Origin of the sequence: Streptomyces sp. NPDC088252, from assembly GCF_044740965.1 — a bacterium.
In the GTDB taxonomy this organism is placed as follows: Bacteria; Actinomycetota; Actinomycetes; order Streptomycetales; family Streptomycetaceae; genus Streptomyces.
In genome coordinates this window covers 212,382-226,685 of the sequence record NZ_JBIURS010000005.1, presented here as the reverse complement: position 1 = coordinate 226,685, position 14,304 = coordinate 212,382, and the positions used below count along the sequence as shown (strand labels likewise).

The 14,304-nt window shown below is 72.9% G+C and carries 9 protein-coding genes; 1 reads left to right on the top strand and 8 read right to left on the bottom strand.

The window, feature by feature from the left end:
- Positions 1–119 precede the first annotated feature (119 nt).
- From ACIOHC_RS12990 to ACIOHC_RS12955, 8 genes are all read right to left on the bottom strand, one after another.
- Positions 120–884, bottom strand: coding sequence for a DUF3159 domain-containing protein (locus ACIOHC_RS12990; protein ID WP_351084876.1), 765 nt, complete (start codon positions 882–884; stop codon positions 120–122).
- 3 nt (positions 885–887) lie between these two features.
- Positions 888–1,304: an OB-fold nucleic acid binding domain-containing protein gene (locus ACIOHC_RS12985; protein WP_351084874.1), complete on the bottom strand. Its 417-nt coding sequence runs from the start codon at positions 1,302–1,304 to the stop codon at positions 888–890.
- A gap of 250 nt (positions 1,305–1,554) precedes the next feature.
- A complete protein-coding gene (locus ACIOHC_RS12980; RefSeq protein ID WP_351084878.1) occupies positions 1,555–2,247 on the bottom strand; it encodes a response regulator in 693 nt (230 codons plus the stop codon).
- A gap of 70 nt (positions 2,248–2,317) precedes the next feature.
- Complete coding sequence (locus ACIOHC_RS12975) at positions 2,318–4,861, bottom strand: sensor histidine kinase KdpD (RefSeq protein ID WP_351084872.1); 2,544 nt, start codon at positions 4,859–4,861, stop codon at positions 2,318–2,320.
- A gap of 206 nt (positions 4,862–5,067) precedes the next feature.
- Positions 5,068–5,817: an ABC transporter ATP-binding protein gene (locus tag ACIOHC_RS12970; protein ID WP_351084869.1), complete on the bottom strand. Its 750-nt coding sequence runs from the start codon at positions 5,815–5,817 to the stop codon at positions 5,068–5,070.
- A gap of 95 nt (positions 5,818–5,912) precedes the next feature.
- On the bottom strand, positions 5,913–6,815 hold the full coding sequence (locus ACIOHC_RS12965) for an ABC transporter ATP-binding protein (protein WP_351084867.1): 903 nt from the start codon (positions 6,813–6,815) through the stop codon (positions 5,913–5,915).
- A 58-nt stretch (positions 6,816–6,873) separates the two neighbouring features.
- Positions 6,874–9,828 (bottom strand): hypothetical protein, encoded by a 2,955-nt coding sequence (locus tag ACIOHC_RS12960; RefSeq protein ID WP_401842714.1) that lies wholly within the window; start codon positions 9,826–9,828, stop codon positions 6,874–6,876.
- Positions 9,825–13,082, bottom strand: coding sequence for an FtsX-like permease family protein (locus ACIOHC_RS12955; RefSeq protein ID WP_401842712.1), 3,258 nt, complete (start codon positions 13,080–13,082; stop codon positions 9,825–9,827). Before ACIOHC_RS12955 ends, ACIOHC_RS12960 begins: the two co-directional genes overlap by 4 nt.
- Before the next feature lie 306 nt (positions 13,083–13,388).
- Here ACIOHC_RS12955 and ACIOHC_RS12950 point away from each other — a divergent pair, with 306 nt between their 5' ends.
- Positions 13,389–14,294 (top strand): M28 family peptidase, encoded by a 906-nt coding sequence (locus ACIOHC_RS12950; protein ID WP_389638498.1) that lies wholly within the window; start codon positions 13,389–13,391, stop codon positions 14,292–14,294.
- Positions 14,295–14,304: the final 10 nt, after the last annotated feature.

Below are 14,304 nucleotides of genomic sequence, written 5' to 3'. Positions count from 1 at the left end.
CGCCGCGCCCCCCCCCCCCCCCGCCGGGCTGGGGGGGGGGGGGGGGCGGGGCGGCGCCTCCCGCCGCCTCGCCGCGCGCGCCCCCCCCCCCCCCCCTTCCGCCTTCCGCCTTGGGCGGTTCAGTACTCCTGGTGGCGCGTCGCGGCGGCGGCCGCTTCGGCCTTGCGGGCCTTCTCGGCCTGCTCCTGCGCCTCCATCTCGGCGAAGACATCGATGGGCGGCGGCGCCTTGGCGAGGAAGACCCAGGTCAGATAGACCGCGAGCAGGAAGGGCGGGATCTTCAGGGCGACCAGGACCCAGCCGAACTGGGTCGTGTCGGCCCACCAGTACAGCGGGAAGAGGATCGCGCACTTGGCGAGCAGGATCAGTCCCCAGGCATAGCTCGCCTTCGCGTATGCCTTCCTGCGGCCGGGGTTCCTGGTGCGCCAGGAGAGGTTCTCCTTGAACACCGGCCCCAGGATCAGACCGATCAGCGGCACCCCTGCGAGGGTGGTGATCAGATAGGCGAGGGCCAGGCCGAGCGTGTAGAGCATGCCCGGCAGATAGAAGTCCTTGGCATTGCCCGTCATCATGGCGAAGACCACGCCGAAGGCCACGCCGAAGACACCGCTGAAGGCATGCTTCACGGTGTCCCTGCGGATCAGCCGTACGGCGACGAGGAGCAGGGACACCACCAGGGCCGCGATGGCCGAGATGTGCAGATCCTTGTTGACCGTGAAGATCGTGACGAAGAGCAGCCCGGGAAGGACTGTCTCCACCATCCCCCGGACACCGCCGAACGCTTCGAAGAGCGCTGCCTCGGTGACCGCCTTCGCGTCGGCCTCCTGCTGGTCGGTGCGGGTCGTGCGGTCCGTGTCGGACGTCGGCTTGTCGAGAGACGTCACCGGCTACTCCTTGCCGAGCGGTCGGAGTTCGTATTTGGGATTGAACAGCACCCGGCGTCCATGACTCATGGCGATCCGGCCCGAGGCGATGAGCTTGCGGCCCGGTTCTATGCCCGCGATGGAGCGTCGGCCCAGCCAGACCACGTCCAGCGGCGCGGTGCCGTCGAAGAGTTCCGCCTCCAGGGCGGGCACTCCGGCGCGCGGCCGCAGGGTGACGGTCCGCAAGGTACCAGTCACCTTCACGATCTGCCGGTCGGTGCATTCGGAGATACGCGTGCATCCCGAAGCCTGCGAGTCCTCCTGCAGCTCCTCGGACTCCAGGTCCTCCCGGGAGCTGGACAGCCGGTCGAGCATCCGCCGGAAGCGGCCGGACGGCTTCTCCGCCTTGCCCGGCTTCTCGAATCGAGGAACAGCACTCATAACCGAAGGGTACCGGTCTCCCGTGTTCCGAGCGGGTGTCCCGGGTCTCACTCGAAATGTTCCGAGCGGGTGTCCCGGGTCTCGCTCGAACGGGTTGCTCGTCAGAGCCACGGACCTCTCGTCGGCGTCGGAGTTGCGGAGCAGGGGCGAGCGACGCGGACACCAGGACCGGGCCCACGACCCGCGCCTGCCGACGCAGGGCTCCTCCGCCCACATCCGCCGCGCCGACGCCGGGGCGCCCGGCCGCGGTTCAGCCGCGCTCGAAGCGGTAGCCCATCCCCGGCTCGGTGACGAAGTGCCGGGGGTGCGAGGGGTCGGCCTCCAGCTTGCGCCTCAGTTGCGCCATGTACACCCGCAGGTAGTTGGTCTCGGTGCCGTACGAGGGCCCCCACACCTCCTGGAGCAGCTGCTTCTGGCTGACCAGCCGGCCGCTGTTGCGGACCAGGACCTCCAGCAGATGCCACTCGGTGGGCGTGAGCCGCACGTCGCGTCCCTCGCGGTGGACCTTCTTCGCCGCCAGGTCGACGGTGAACCCCTCGGTCTCGACGACCACCATGTCGTCGGTGCCGTGCTGTCCGACGGGTTCCGCGCGGCGGACGGAGGCGCGCAGCCGGGCCAGCAGCTCGTCCATGCCGAACGGCTTGGTCACGTAGTCGTCGGCTCCGGCGTCCAGGGCCTCGACCTTCTCGTCGGAGGTGTGGCGGGCGGAGAGCACCAGGATCGGCACCCTGGTCCAGCCGCGCAGCCCCTTGATCACCTCGACCCCGTCCATGTCGGGCAGTCCGAGGTCGAGGACGACGACATCGGGGTGGCGGGCGGCGGCGAGCTGGAGGGCCGTGGCGCCGTCGGGCGCCGCGTCCACCTCGTACTTGCGCGCCTTCAGGTTGATCACGAGGGCGCGTACGATCTGCGGCTCGTCGTCGACCACAAGCACCCGGGTCATGGGGGCCCTGCCTTTCTGCTGTACGGCGATCTCCCGGAGCGTTCCGGAGATCATGAGGTGACCGGCGAAGTCATGAGGTGACCCGCGCGGGCAGGTCGGGGCTGACCGGAACGTATCCCGACGCCGCCTTGAGGGTCAGCACCATGGTGAGACCGCCGCCCGGGGTGTCCTCGGCGCCCAGCGTGCCGCCCATGGACTCCACGAAGCCGCGGGCCACCGCGAGGCCCAGTCCGACGCCCGCTCCGCGCGGGGCGTCGCCGTAGCGCTGGAAGGGCTCGAAGATGCGTTCCTTGGCGTCGTCGGGGATGCCGGGGCCCCGGTCGACGACCCGTAGTTCGACGCGTTCGCCGAGCGCGCTGGCGGCCACCGTGACGTGTTGTTCGTAGGGGCTGTACTTGACGGCGTTCTCGACGATGTTGGCGACGGCTCTCTCCAGCAGCCCGGGGTCGACCTCGACCATCGGCAGGGTCTCGGGGATGTCGAGGTCCACGCTGCCCTCCGGCACGCCGCCGAGCGCCATCGGCACCACCTCGTCGAGGTCGATCTCGCGGATCAGCGGGGTGACGGTGCCGGTCTGCAGCCGGGACATGTCCAGGAGGTTCCCCACGAGGTGGTCGAGGCGGTCGGCGCCGTTCTCGATGCCCTCCAGGAGTTCCGCCTCGTCCTCGTCGGACCACGCGACGTCGTCGGAGCGCAGGGAGCTGACGGCGGCCTTGATGGCGGAGAGCGGGGTCCGCAGATCGTGGCTGACGGCGGCGAGGAGCGCCGTCCTGATCCGGTTCCCCTCGGCGAGCCGCCGGGCCTCCTCCGCCTCGCCGACCAGGCGCTGCCGGTCCAGTACGACGGCGGCCTGGGCGGCGAACGCCCCGAGCACCCGGCGGTCCTCGGCGGGCAGCACCCGGCCGGAGAGGGCGAGCGCCATGTGGTCACCGACCGGCATGTCCACGTCGGCGTCCTCCGGCCGGGCCACCGGCCCCGGGCCGACGCTTCCGGCGCAGGTCCACGGGTCGACATCGCTCTGCCGCTCCAGCAGGGCGACGGACTCCATGCCGAAGGTCTCGCGGACCCGGTCCAGGAGCGCGTCCAGGGTGGTCTCGCCGCGCAGCACACTGCCCGCCAGGAAGGAGAGGATCTCCGACTCGGCGCGCAGCCGGGCCGCCTGATGGGTGCGGCGGGCCGCCAGATCGACGACCGAGGCGACCGAGACCGCCACCGCGAAGAAGATCAGGATGGCGACGAAGTTCTCCGGGTCCTGCACGGTCAGGGTGTGGGTGGGCGGGGTGAACCAGTAGTTCAGCAGCAGCGAGCCCACGGCGGCCGACGCGAGGGCGGGCAGCAGCCCGCCGAGCAGGGCCGCCGCGACCGTCATGAAGAGGAAGAGCAGGACGTCGTTGGCGAGCCCCGGTCCGTTCTCCAGACTGGTGAGGAGCAGCGAGAGCAGCGCCGGGCCGCCGACGCCGACCAGCCAGCCCCAGATGATCCGGACCCGGCCCAGCCGGGCGCCGCGGGCGATGGGCAGCCCGCGGCCCTTGGCCACCTCTTCGTGCGTGACGATGTGGACGTCGAGGTCGGGGCCGGACTCGCGGGCGACCGTGGCGCCCACGCCCGGTCCGTAGATGTACTGCCAGGTCTTGCGGCGGCTGGAGCCGAGGACGATCTGCGTGGCGTTCACCCCACGGGCGAATTCGAGGAGCGCCGACGGTATGTCGTCGCCGATGACATGGTGGAACGTGCCGCCGAGGTCCTCCACCAGGGTGCGTTGGACGGTGAGTTCCTTGGGCGAGGCGGAGGTCAGTCCGTCGCTGCGGGCGATGTAGACGGCGAGGATCTCGCTGCCGGAGCCCTTGGCGGCCATCCGGGACGCGCGGCGGATGAGCGTACGGCCCTCGGGGCCGCCGGTGAGTCCGACGACGATGCGTTCACGGGCCTGCCAGGTGGTGCGGATGTTGTGCTCGCCGCGGTACTGCTGAAGGTATTCGTCGACCCGGTCGGCGACCCAGAGGAGCGCCAGCTCGCGCAGGGCGGTCAGGTTGCCGGGGCGGAAGTAGTTGGACAGGGACGCGTCGATCCGGTCCGGCTTGTAGATGTTGCCGTGGGCCATCCGGCGGCGCAGCGCCTGGGGCGACATGTCGACGAGTTCGAGCTGGTCGGCCCTGCGGACGACCTCGTCGGGAACGGTCTCACGCTGGCGTACGCCGGTTATGGCCTCGACGACGTCGCCGAGCGACTCCAGGTGCTGGATGTTGACGGTGGAGATCACGTCGATGCCGGCCTGGAGGAGCTCTTCGACGTCCTGCCAGCGTTTGGCGTTGCGGGAGCCCGGCACATTGGTGTGCGCGAGTTCGTCCACCAGGGCGACGGCCGGGGCCCGCTCCAGAACCGCGTCGACGTCCATCTCGGTGAAGACGGCGGAGCGGTACTCGATCTCACGGCGCCGGATCTGCTCCAGGCCGTGGAGCATGACCTCGGTGCGCGGGCGGTCGTGGTGCTCCACGAAGGCGACGACGCAGTCGGTGCCCCGCTCGACGCGCCTGTGGGCCTCGGAGAGCATCGCGTACGTCTTGCCGACGCCGGGTGCCGCACCCAGGTAGATCCGAAGCTTGCCGCGTGCCATGGCCCCATTGTCTTCTCTGAACCGGCTGCGGCAGGTGCGGCAGCCGGTTCGAAGCTACCCCGTAGATTCTCGACAAATCGGACGAGGGGTGGGGGTGGGAACCGAATTGACAGGATTCTGACGCCCGCACCGAGCACGGGACGCTCCGGCGGGGTCCGGCCTTCGGGAGGCCGGGGGCGCCGGCCGGTGGGTCCGGGCGACTGCCCTCACCCCTGCTCGACGATGTGCCCGTCGCTCAGCTCCAGCACCCGGTCCGCCAGGCCCAGCAGCTGGGCGTCGTGCGTCGCCACCAGTGCGGTGACGCCCTCACTCCGTACCACCGCCCTCAGCAGCTCCATCACCGCGAGCCCGGTCTCCGCGTCGAGCTGTCCGGTCGGCTCGTCCGCGATCAGCAGCGCGGGGCGGTTGGCGAGCGCGCGGGCGATCGCGACGCGCTGTTGCTGACCGCCGGAGAGCTCTCCCGGACGCTGGGCCGCGTGGTCGGCGAGCCCGACCATGGAGAGCAGCAGGGCCACTCGCTCCTCGCGCTCGCGCGGGTCCGTCTTGCGCAGTCGCAGGGGTACGCCGACGTTCTCCGCAGCCGTCAGGATCGGGATCAGGCCGAAGGACTGGAAGATGAAGCCGATCCGGTCCCGGCGCAGCTCCAGCAGCCCGTTCTCACCGAGTTCGGCGAGGTCCGTGCCGTCGACGGTGATCCGGCCGCCGTCCGGGCCGTCGAGTCCACCGACCAGGTTGAGGAGGGTCGTCTTGCCGGAGCCAGAGCGTCCCTTGAGCGCGACGAGCTCTCCGCGTGGCAGCTCGAAGGAGACCCCCCGCAACGCGTGCACGGCCGCTGCGCCGGTGCCGTAGGAGCGGTGCAGGTCCTCGACCCGGACCATGGGTCCGCGCGCCGCGTCCTCGACCACCGCCGCACCGCTTCGCCCTCCGGCGCTCGTCCGGCCGGTGTTGTCGGTCATGTCTCTCCCCCACACATGTTTCCCCGTACGTGATCGTCTCGTCGGCCGCCAGTATGTGCATCGGGCACAGGGCCGGGCAATGGCCGGGATGTCTGTCAGGCGTCCGGCCGCACGCCGATGTGGTCGTCCTCGGCGGTGAGCCGTACGCGGTGGCGGAGCCCGTAGCGTCGCACATACTCGTCGGGCAGCTGCAGCCGCCCGACCCGGTCGAGTACGGCGAATTCCTCCGCGCCGCCGTCGGGGCGGCCGTCGCGCAGTGTCTCCGTGGCGGTCCGGCCGTCGCGGATGCGTACCGTACGACGCACCTGGCCGGAGACCATCGGGTCGTGGGTGACCACCAGAACGGTCGCACCGAGTTCTTCGTTGGCGCGGCGCAGGGCGGCGAAGACGTCCTCGGCGCTGGCCGTGTCCAGTTCGCCGGTCGGTTCGTCGGCGAGCAGCACCCGGGGGCTGTTGGCGGTGGCCACGGCGACGGCGACACGCTGCTGTTCGCCCCCGCTCAGTTCGGTGGGTCTGCGGTCGCGGCAGTGCGCGACGCCGAGGACGCCGAGGAGTTCGGTGGCCCGCGCCTCGCGCCGGGCACGCGGGACACCGGTGTACTTCATCGGCAGGGTGACGTTCTCCACGGCGGTCAGGTACGGCAGCAGGTTGCGTCCGGTCTGCTGCCAGACGAAGCCGACGGTGCGCCGGCGGTAGTCGAGGCGTTCGCGGCGGCGCATGGACATCAGGTCACGCCCGGCGACCCTGGCCGATCCCGCGGTGGGGGTGTCGAGGCCGGACAGGATGGCGAGCAGGGTCGACTTGCCGGAGCCGGAGGCTCCGACCAGCGCCATGCACTCGCCGTCCCGCACGACGAGATCGAGGCCCTGGAGCGCCTGCACCTCGACGTCCTCGGTGCGGTAGACGCGTACGACGTTGTCACAGACGACCAGGCCCTCGTCGGTGGCGGGCGCGGTGCCCGCCCTGGCCCGCGCCTCCAGCTCACGGAGGTCCGTCATGCGGCACTCTCCCCCTCGCACGTCTCGTCCGTGTCGGCCGTCTCGTCCAGCTGATCTGTCACGCGTCGCTCTCCCCCGTCTCTCCCACTCTCAGGACCGTCCCCGGCCCGCGGCGGCGGGCGAGCCAGGTCTCCGCGGCGACGGCCGCCGCGATCAGTACGGCGAATCCGGCGCCCAGCAGGGCCACCGGCGCGTAATCGGCGTGCAGGGCCGGTTCGGCGGGGCCACCGGTGAAGTCCCGCAGTTTCAGGGCCGGTCCGAGCAGGGCCGGAAGCGCGGCACCGAGAGCCGCCCCGCCGGCCGCGGCGGCCAGTGCCATCGGCAACAGTTGCAGGATCTGCAGCCCTCCGAGGCCGCGGGTGCCGAGGCCCATCGTACGGAGCTTCGCAGCGGTGCGGCCGCGTTCGGGCGCGGAGAGCAGCAGATCGAGCACGAGCGCGACGAAAGCCAGCAGGCCCGCGAGCAGGGTGCAGACGGTGTGCGCGGTGGACAGGGCGCCGAGCACCCCGTCGTCCCGGTCCCGGGCGGCCGCCTGGGAGCGGATCCGCAGGTCGCCCACGCTGTCCTTGATCGTGGCGCGTGGGGCGATACCGCGCAACGCGTCCGCGTCGAGGGCGGATCCGTACAACAGGAGGGCCCTCTCCTCCTGGTCCTGGGCGCGCAATCCGGTGAGCGCCGCCGTGTCGGCGAGCAGTACCCGGTTGTGCCGGTCTTCGAGGACCGGGCCGAGCGCCGGGTCCTGGGCCGCGTCGTCGGTGAGCACGCCGACGACGGTGACGGTGAGGGTCCGGCCGCGCAGGGTGACGGTGTACGTCGTACCGACGGGCAGCCCGGGTCCGGTGAGCACTGGAACGGCTCCGTGTCCGGCGCGCGGGGCACGGGACAGTGCGGTGGCTGCCGGGGAACGGGGCACCGCGGCGCCGAGCGCGGCGGCATCGAGGGAGACCAGGTCGGCCCGGCCGTGATTGCCGCCGTCGTCGGCGCCGATGAGCGCCGCCGAGGTGCGGGAGACGGTGAGCCGGTGGCGGACCCCGGGGGCTCGGGACAGCTTCCGCGCGGTCTCCGGGTCGGCCTGGGCGCCGACGTAGGAGGCGTCGGCACCGACGTGCCGGTCGGCGGCGGTGCGGCGTCCTTCGGTGATCGTCCCGGTGACGAGGCTGCCGAAGACGGCGGTGCCGAGGGTGATGACCAGGACGAGGAGTGCGAGGGCGCGCGCGGGGGCCGCCTTGGCCGCGCAGGCGAGCGCGATCATCAGGACGGCGCCGCGGCGGCGCGCGGACCTGCGGGCCAGGAACCGCACGGGGAGCGGATAGCAGCGCACCAGCAGCAGGACGGTCGCCAGCCCCAGCAGCGCCGGTACGGCGGCGAGCTGGGGATCGGTCACCTCCCGCATGCCCCGGGTCCGCAGGGCGAGGACACCGGCGACGGCGAGCAGCAGCACGGTGGCCTCGGCGGTGATCCGGCGTGCGCCGGCGCGCCCCCCGTTCCGGCCGTCGGTGGGCTGTCGCGGCGCTCTGTCCCGTACCGCGTTCCAGGTCAGCGCGGGCAGCACCAGCCAGACGAGTGCCGCGACGACCGCCGCCGTGCCGTACGCGGGGCCGCTCGCGCCCTGGGGTGCCACGGCCCAGGCCACTACGAAGCCCGTCGGCAGACCGGTCAGCACGGCGGGCGCGGTCTGCCCGGCACGGCTCGCGGCGAGGCCGAACGCGGAAGCGCCCCGGGCCCGTTGCAGCCGGTGGGCGCCCAGCCTCCGGCGTACGGCGAGCAGGGCCATGACGACGCAGGTGGCCAGGCCGACGCTGATCAGCGAGACCAGAGAGAACGAGATGACGGCCTCGGCGCGACGCCATTCGGTGGCGAACCGGGCCACCGTGCCGGGGAGTTGGCTCGACATGGTCGGTGAGGACGCGCGGTGCGCGCCGACGACGCAGGTCTGGTACCCGTCGGCGCCCTGCCCGCAGAAGGAGTCGTCGACCAACTGCCCGTACTGGTACAGCCCGCGCTGAAGCACCGCGCCGCCGCGCGCGCCGCTGAACCGGATCGCTTCGGCGCCGGTCAGGTCGAGCCGCTGGTTCCAGGTGGCGGAGAGCTGTACGCGTCCCGTCGTCTGCAGTCTTTCGAGCGCGCCGGGCGAGGTGAGCGCGGTGGCCTGCCGGTCGATGCCGGTGGCGGCGCCGGGGACCTTCAACGGATCGCCGAGCAGAGGAACTTCGCGGCCGATCCGTTGCGGGCCGAGCTCGAAGACGCCGACCACCACGGCCGGAGTCGTCACGGGCAGGCTCCCCTGTCGCAGGACGAGGTGCTGCCCGACGCGGAGCCGCAGTACGTCCGCGGTGCGATCGGACACGGCGATCTCGACGTGGTTGCGGTTCTCGCCCGGCGCCCGGCCCTCGGTGTAGGAACGCCCACGTGGCGCGTCGTTCGCGTACAGCAGGCCCAGCGAGACGGAGTCGCCGCCGATCGTGGTCGCCACCGGTGGGAGCTCCACCCGGGCGGAGCCGGCGACCAGGCGGTCGGCGAGCACCACGGGCGCGGCGCTCATGATGTGCCGGCCCGCGTCGTCGAGATCCCGCCCGAACGTGACCGGCCCTGCCCTCCCGGCGCGGGAGATCTCCAGGGCCGAACTGAACTGCAGGCCCGGCCCGTCCTCCTGAACGGCGGTCACCCGGTCGAGCAGGGCGCGTCCGGCGAGCCGGTCCATGAGCGGCGGTGCGGCGGCGGCCGCGGCCGTGAGCAGGGCGACGAGTGCCGCGAGGCAGACCAGCAGGACGGCGTCGGCCCGTGCCTCCCGGACCGTCAGCACATCGGGCCGCCAGGAGCGCAGCGCACGGAGCCGGCCGATGAACGGGCCTTTCCACGCGGCCGGCTCGGCCGCACGGCCGGCGGACGTGCCGTGGGACGCGTCAGCCCCAGGCGCCCGGCCGGCGAACGTCCCGTTCGGCGCGTCACTCCCGGCCGCGCGGCCGGCGAACGTGCCCTTCGGCGCGTCTCTCCCCGGTACCCGGCCGGTCATCCGTCGTCCCCCGCTCGCAGTACCCGTGCCAGGTCCACCCGTGCCAGGAACCGGGCGGCGCAGCCGACCACCCCACAGATCAGCACGGTCGTGATCGCCCCGGTCGCCGCCACCCGTGCCCAGGGCACGGACGTCAGCAGGACCGGGAAGACCTGCTGTCCGTCGGTGGTCACCGTGACCACCGGCATGATCGCCGCCGCGAGCACCGTGCCCAGCAGGGTGCCCAGCAGCGCGGCGACGGCGGACAGGCCCAGCTGTTCGGTCCAGAGGTACGCCGCGAGCTGACCCCGCCGTACGCCGATGGCCCGAAGCAGCGCGAACTCCCGGCGCCGGGCCCGTGCCGAGAGCGCGGTGTGCAGCGTGAAGGCGATCACCGCGAAGGCCGGGGCCAGCAGCAGACAGAGCGTGAGCGCGCCGCGTGCGCCGTGCCGCAGCGGGTCGTCGGCGAGCCGGGCGCGTTCATGGGGCACATCCGTCGCGACGCCGAGCCGCGGATCCGCGCCCACCGCCCGTAGGGCGGCGCTCGCATCGTGCCCCCGGACCGAGGCCAGCCAGCCGGTCTCGGCCTCGGGCAGCCGGCCCTGGGCGGCGAGCAGACCGGTCAGCGCCCGGGAGTCGACGAGGAGGCGCGGGAAGTTCCGGTCGGCCCCGGGGACGGCCCCGATCCGGCCGACCACCTTGAAGGACAGGGCGCCCCCGTCCGGCGGCGTCACATCCACGGTGTCCCCGATCCTGACGGTCCCCCGGTCGAGCAGCGCCGCATCGGCCAGGGCCGGCACATCGGGAGTGTTCCGCGCCGTGTTGACCGCCAGCCGGATGTCCGGCAGGGGCGAGACCGACGTGACGTCGGGGCCACGCAGCACCGCGTCGACGAGCGCCCCGGCCCGCGGCCGGTTGCTGCACAGCACGGGCCCGGTGCCGGGAGCCGCGGCGGACGGATCGGGTTCGGCTCCGGGGCAGCCCACGGCGCCCGGGTCGGACACGTCGGTCGCGGTGACGTCCTTGAGGGACGCGGGGGCGGTCGCGCCCGGAATCCGGTCGATCGTCAGACGGTAGGTGCGCCGAACCGTTTCGCCCCGCATGTTCAGGCCGACCCGGAGGATCCGCAGCGGCCCGGTGCGCGCGGGCACGAGCAGGCGGACCGTACGGGCCCGGGTGCCCGCGGTACGCAGCGGCACGGAGCTCTCGTGGGCGAGTCCGTCGCCGTCCTCGAAGGTGACGGTGAGGGTGATCGGCACGGGGGTGCCGGGGCCGTCGGCGCTGAGCGCCACCCGCAGCGGGAGGGTGCGGGGCGTCCCGGCGAGCACCAGTCCATGGCGTGGGACGGTGCGTCCGAGCGGACGCAGGAGTTCGGCGAGCGGCCGGTCGGAGAGGTCGGGGCGCAGGGCGGGCACGGGTCCGCGTGCGGTGTTGATCCCGGTCACCGCTACGGGCTGGTCCGCCACGTAGCCGGGCGCCTCCAGCACGGGAGTGAGCGCGTCGACCCCGGGCAGCTTCCGATAGGCCTCCCTGCGCTCCCCCTCCGGCACTCCTCCGGCGTCCTCGGGCCCGGCGGTGATCCTCAGGTCCGAGCCGACGGCGAACACGGCTTGGTCGTGGTCGCCCCGGTCGAGGATCGCCAGCGCCGTCGCGCTGAGCGCCCCGACGGCCAGCGCCAGGGCGACGACCAGGGTCGGTCCGGCGTGCCGGGAGGCCCTGCGGCCGATCTGCCAACCGCCGAGCGGGAGTACGAGTCCGGTGCCGCGGCGGGCCATCGGGTCGATGAGCCGACCGGTCAGCGGCAGCAGTCGCAACACCAGCACAACGGCCGCGACGGTCATCGCGACGGGGGCCAGGACGAGGACCGGATCGACCCCGCTGCCGCCGTCGCCCGCCGATACCGGGGACCGGTACTGCCGCAGCTGCAGCCAGCCGAGCACGGCGACGACGACCAGGGCGGCGTCGGTCCCGCTGCGCTGCGCCCAGGAGTACCGGCTCAGGCGCTGTCGCAGCCGGGAGACATTATGCCGGTCGCGTGCCGTCCGCACGGTGGGCACCAGCAGCGCGGTGCCGTGCGCGGCGACGGCGAGCAGCGCGGCCGCCCAGGCGAGAGGGAGCGTCGATGGCTCGTCGGGGAGGCCTCCGGGGACGAGCCCGCCCCGGTTCAGCAGTCGTAGCAGCGGACCGGCGAGGAACGGTGCGGCGCAGCCCGCCGGGAGTGCGACGGCCGCCCACTGCGCGACGGCCGCGACGGTGATCCTTGGTGCGCCGGCACCGCGTGCGGTGAGCAGCGCCTGTTCGGGTGCGCGGTGTTCGGCGAGTTGGCGGGCGGTGAGAACGAGCGCGGCGGCGGCGAGCGCGGCGAGCAGCGTGGCCGGGATGTACAGACCGGCGCGGGCGACGGCGACGGGCGTGTCGAGTGCGCGCAGGGCGTTCGCGAGCCCGTCGAGTACGGCGAGTTCGGCGCCGGGGACCGGCCCGCCGTGGAAGACGGAACGGCGGGTGTCACTGCCGCTGAAGGTGTCGAGCCGTCCGGCGAGTGCGTCGATGCCGTCCAGTCCGAGGCCGGAAACGACCGGTACGCCGAGCCACAGGTCGGTGGAGTCCGCGGCCAGCGGGGAGTTCGCGGTGAAGGCGTCGGGGGCGAGCAGGACCATGTTCTCCGTGCTTCCGTAGGCCCCGGCGAGGGCCTCCCAGACGGCGGGTGACCGGCCCTGGGAGGTGTAGATCCCGCTCAGTCGCAGGGAGACCCGGCCCCTGCCGTTGGCGTCGACGGTGAACCTGTTGCCGGGGCGCAGCTGGAGCCGGGCGGCGAGGACCCTGGGCAGCGCCGCCTCCGTGGCACCGCCCGCGGTGGAACCGCGCGGCCAATGTCCGGACAGCAGCCGGGCATGGTGCGACTGGTCCTGGAGCGCGACGACGGAGACGGCCAGGTCCTGGGCCGTACGGCCGTCGGCGCCGCTGACGGGGTAGCCGCCGGACATCGCCGCCGGCGCCCGGTGGGCGGCCCAGGTGTGCTGCGGAACGTCGGCGAACACACGGTCCGTCGCGGCGCGTACGGCCCTGTCGGTACGGTCGTACGCCGCGTCCTTGCCTGCCGTGTGCCGGCCTCCGACCTGGACGACGGCTCCGGAGTCCGCGGCGAGCCTCCGCTGTGCCCCGCCCTCGACCGCGCGCTCGGTGAGCGCGGCCAGCGCCGCCAGCACGGTGGCCGCGAGCAGCACCGCGAGTCCGGCCGCGCAGAGCACCAGACCGTGGTGCCTCGCGCGGCGCAACAGCGCGGGCGTCCGTCTTCCCCGATTCCCCACCAGTCCCCCTGGTCACTCCCATCCCCCCGGACGATCGGGCCAGTATGGCGGACGCCAGCGGCGTCGCAATGGTCTGGACAAGTCAACCCCCGTCGGCACCCCGCCCCGCGCGCATGTGACGCATCGTCGGCTCGCTCGGCCGCACGGCCCGGCCGGCCCTCCTCGCCGAGGCGCTACCGCTTCCGCACAACTTTCCGACAACTCTCTGACACCGGCCGACCAGCCTTGCCGGGGTCCACCGGGGCGAGTGCCCCCGTCCTTGAAAGGGTGCGCATGACGTTACGCAGGAGCCTTCCCCGGCTGGCGGCCGGAGTCCTCGGGATATCCCTGACCGTGTCCGCGGTCCCCGTCGCGACCGCCACCGCAAGAACGCAGCCCCCCACCGCCCCCACCGTCTCCGAGCAGCAGGTGATGCCCCATCTGCGTGCCCTGCAGCGCATCGCCGACCGCAACGGCGGCAACCGCGCGCACGGCACGCAGGGGTACGCCGACTCGGTGACGTATGTGAAGAACGCCCTCGACCGGGCGGGCTTCCGCACGAAACTCGTCCCCTTCACCCACGACGGTGCCACCGGCAGCAATCTGATCGCCGACTGGCCGGGCGGCGACCCGGACCATGTGCTGCTGACCGGCGCCCATCTCGACAGCGTCGAGGAGGGCCCGGGAATCAACGACAACGGCTCCGGCTCGGCAGCGGTCCTGGCCACCGCACTCCAGGTGGCCACCTCGCGGCTGAAGCCCGAGCGGCACCTCCGGTTCGCGTGGTGGGGCGCGGAGGAGAAGGGCCTGATCGGCTCGGCGGACTACGTCCGGAAACTCTCCGCGGCCGAGCGCCGCAGGATCGATGTCTACCTCAACTTCGACCAGGCGGGCAGCAAGAACACCCGGCAGTGGCTCGTGGTCCACGACGACGAGCACGGCGAGACCGAGGCCCAGCAGGCTTTCGAGGCGTGGTTCGCGGAGCGGAACATTCCCACGTTCGACATCGGCGTCGGCGGCTCGGACCACGAGTCGTTCGGCAACGCCGGCATCCCGTCGTCCGGCTTCAGCACCGGCATCTCGGACTGCATCCACGAGGCGTGCGACGACCTCGCCAACGTGGACCCGCAGACGGAGACGACGAGCACCGACGCCCTCATCGGCGTGCTGTGGAAGCTCGCCGCCGATCCCCGGCACTGACCGCCCCTTC

What these genes read in the sequence shown, in the direction of transcription:
- ACIOHC_RS12965 (WP_351084867.1), bottom strand. Translation starts at nt 6,815, where the DNA reads ATGACGGACCTCCGTGAGCTGGAGGCGCGGGCCAGGGCGGGCACCGCG.
- ACIOHC_RS12980 (WP_351084878.1), bottom strand. Translation starts at nt 2,247, where the DNA reads ATGACCCGGGTGCTTGTGGTCGACGACGAGCCGCAGATCGTACGCGCC.
- ACIOHC_RS12960 (WP_401842714.1), bottom strand. Translation starts at nt 9,828, where the DNA reads ATGACCGGCCGGGTACCGGGGAGAGACGCGCCGAAGGGCACGTTCGCC.
- ACIOHC_RS12985 (WP_351084874.1), bottom strand. Translation starts at nt 1,304, where the DNA reads ATGAGTGCTGTTCCTCGATTCGAGAAGCCGGGCAAGGCGGAGAAGCCG.
- ACIOHC_RS12950 (WP_389638498.1), top strand. Translation starts at nt 13,389, where the DNA reads ATGACGTTACGCAGGAGCCTTCCCCGGCTGGCGGCCGGAGTCCTCGGG.
- ACIOHC_RS12970 (WP_351084869.1), bottom strand. Translation starts at nt 5,817, where the DNA reads ATGACCGACAACACCGGCCGGACGAGCGCCGGAGGGCGAAGCGGTGCG.
- ACIOHC_RS12975 (WP_351084872.1), bottom strand. Translation starts at nt 4,861, where the DNA reads ATGGCACGCGGCAAGCTTCGGATCTACCTGGGTGCGGCACCCGGCGTC.